2 protein-coding genes, 1 tRNA gene and 1 pseudogene are annotated in these 2,650 nt (G+C 57.7%); all 4 read right to left on the bottom strand.

The annotated features are described in order from the left end of the window. A partial coding sequence (locus V6C16_RS10990; RefSeq protein WP_333543212.1) for a cache domain-containing protein occupies nt 1-976 on the bottom strand: 976 nt, incomplete at its 3' end. 575 nt (nt 977-1,551) lie between these two features. Then, nucleotides 1,552-1,641, bottom strand: a tRNA-Ser gene (locus tag V6C16_RS10985). A 193-nt stretch (nt 1,642-1,834) separates the two neighbouring features. Next, nucleotides 1,835-2,110 carry an HU family DNA-binding protein gene (locus tag V6C16_RS10980; protein WP_012623739.1) on the bottom strand — a complete coding sequence of 92 codons (276 nt, stop codon included), beginning with the start codon at nt 2,108-2,110 and terminating at the stop codon, nt 1,835-1,837. Nucleotides 2,111-2,460: 350 nt separating this feature from the next. Further along, nucleotides 2,461-2,650, bottom strand: a pseudogene (locus V6C16_RS10975) (hypothetical protein); the annotation flags it as partial.

Here is a 2,650-nt window from a genome sequence, read left to right as displayed (position 1 = left end):
GCTCCAGCCTGTCGGCGGCCACAAGCATGGCGTCTGCCTTTGCTTGCGCCTCCCGTCCGGCCTGTTCAGCCTGCCCCTGAGCAGTCCTGGCCTCCTGGGCCGCCTCGTCAGCCTGACGGCTTTTGGCGGCTGTTTCGTTGATAAGTTTTTTCAGTTTGTCCACCATGTCGCGCAATGCCTGCTCCAGCAGGGCGATTTCGTCCTTGCCGTCAGGAGTGATTGCCACATCAAGATTGCCTGCGGCAACGGCACGGGCCTGCCCGGTGATTTCTGCCAGGGGACGGGTGATGGACGTTGCCAGACGGTAGGAAAGAGGAATGACGAGCAGCAGCAAGGCCGCAAGAAAGCCGCCGCCATACGTGCCGAGGGTGCGGGTAAGCAGGCTGTTCATGGTGCTGTGCAGCCGGCGTTCTTCTTTGTCCACGTTATCAATATATACGCCCGTGCCGATCCAGTAGGGCGTGCCTTCTATCTTTTCCGCATAGCCAAGCTTGAAAACATCGCCCGCGCCGGGCTTGGGAAAGACAAAGTCCACAAAGCCGCCGCCTTTTGCCGCCGCCTTGTTCAGCTCTACCACATAGCGAACGCCCTGCTTGTCGGCAGTGCCGGACAGGTCTTTGCCGATAAGCTGCTTTTGCGTGGGATGGGCCACGTTGACAGTGCCCTCATAGACATAAAAATAGCCGGAGGCGTCGTCCTCAAAGCGGGATTTTTCCACATAATCGGCGATAACGCGCAACTGCTCCTGCTGGGGCAGGCCTCTGGTCATGGCAGCCAGGCCCAGCGCCGATGCCTGGGTGACGTCCTTGATGCGTGCGCGCTGCGAGTCCAGCAGCTGGTTTCTGGCAACCGAGGTTCCTTCCTTGATGACGCTGCTGGTCATGAAAAAGGACAGAACCGCCATGGCGATGATCATGGCTATCATCAGAGCGACAAAACAGGTGATCCGTTGGGCGATGCTGATGTTTTTGAACATGTGATTCTCCGGCCGTGGGCGGGCAACTGCTCCCGCCGGGCGGCGATACAGGGCTGTTATGGTTGTTGTTGGGGGGAGTGGACGTGGCCGCCGTTAATGGGGCTGTCAACCAGGTTCGTGAAGTACGTTCTTGGGCCTGTGTTCAGGTGCTGCCATAAGAAAGAGCGCAAAAATTTCCGCCGCTGCGGTGAGCCTGACAAACCGGTTTTTTTCGGGCCGGGATGCCTGCGGGCGCAATGGCGGAATACTTTTACGGATGGGGAGGGTCTGGTGATACATGGTTAGAAAAAAAATGAGCAAGCCATGCCTGCACAGACGCAGCACTTCGCCAAGGCCGAGAACAGCAAGTGTCCGGCCTGGCGGCGCATGGCAGCATCCTGAGGGCGTGGCGCCGCTCAGACCGCTGTTAGATAAAAAGAATTATTTACCATACCTGTTGTTGCGCGTCTTCGCAACAGCTCAGGAAGTGCTGCGGCATGCACGGCGTTTTTGCAGGGTCGCGCAGCCGCCGGTCGGGGCGCGGACGACAAAAAAGAAGCCCGGGCGCATGCGCGCCGGGGCTTCTTGTAACTTCATGGCGGAGGGGGAGGGATTTGAACCCCCGGAAGGCTCACACCTTCAACGGTTTTCAAGACCGCCGCGATCAACCGCTCTGCCACCCCTCCGCAGGGTGGGCACATCAGTGCCAGCAATGCTCTAGTAATGCATTCCGGGCGGAAACTCAATACACACGCCTGCAAAGATGCAGCCGTCCTTTCATCCCGTCCTTGCGCGCGGCAGCGCATGTTTTTTGCGGAAAAAAAGACGGCGCATTGTCCAGTCTGGAAACGCGCCGTTAAAAAACTTGCTACGCCGTGATTATTTAATGGCGTCTTTCAGGCCCTTGCCGGGCGTGAATTTGGCAACCTTGCTGGCCGGGATGGTGATTTCCATGCCGGTGCGGGGGTTGCGACCCTTGCGGGCGGCGCGTTCCACAACCTTGAAGCTGCCGAAACCGGTGAAGGTTACGGATTCGCCGGCAGCAAGGGCTTCGCGAAGTGCGGCGACAACGGCGTCAAGGGCTTCTTCAGCTTTGGCCTTGGTGGGAAGGCCAGCTTTGGCATGGATTTTTTCGACAAGCTCAGCTTTAGTCATGATTCTTACTCCATAAAAGGATTTCGGTTTGTTCCCTGACTATCCATATCGGGCGGCACATCGGAATAACCGGGGAGGTGGCCCGACGGGCCTTTCGCGCATGGGGCAGTCGCGCTATGCCGACCCGGGCATACGCGCGCCATGGGAATTTGCAGGCAGTGACGCTTTTAGCGCCGTCAGACTGTAGTCTCATTACGTTAGCGGCGTTTTCCTGTCAACGAAAAAGCACTGAATGCCGCGCCTGCTCTGGCTTTTCGTCATTAGCGGGCTGATTTTTTTTCACAAGCTTGCCCGGCGCGCCGTAAAAAAGCGTGAATAGTATGGTGAAATGATTGAAAATAAATGACGCCCTACAAGTCCACCAGCGTAACTTCGTTTTGGGCCATTTCACGGCCCAGAAAGAGGCTGCCCGTGCGGATAAAGCGGGCCACATTGTCTGTGGTCAGAAAGCGGCTTTGTCCGGTGCGGCATGCCGGGGCCGCAGGGGGAATACCTGGCGGAAGAAATCTGCGAACTGTATTCCAAGCTTGCCGGTGAAGC

Origin of the sequence: Desulfovibrio sp. 1188_IL3213 (assembly GCF_036763145.1) — a bacterium.
Taxonomy (GTDB): Bacteria; Desulfobacterota; Desulfovibrionia; order Desulfovibrionales; family Desulfovibrionaceae; genus Desulfovibrio.
The sequence above is the reverse complement of the archived record's forward strand: the minus strand, read 5'-3'. Positions and strand labels throughout refer to the sequence as shown.

Bases quoted from the DNA above. Each gene is read 5' to 3' on its own strand.
- V6C16_RS10980 (WP_012623739.1), bottom strand. From the start codon at position 2,110: ATGACTAAAGCTGAGCTTGTCGAAAAAATCCATGCCAAAGCTGGCCTT.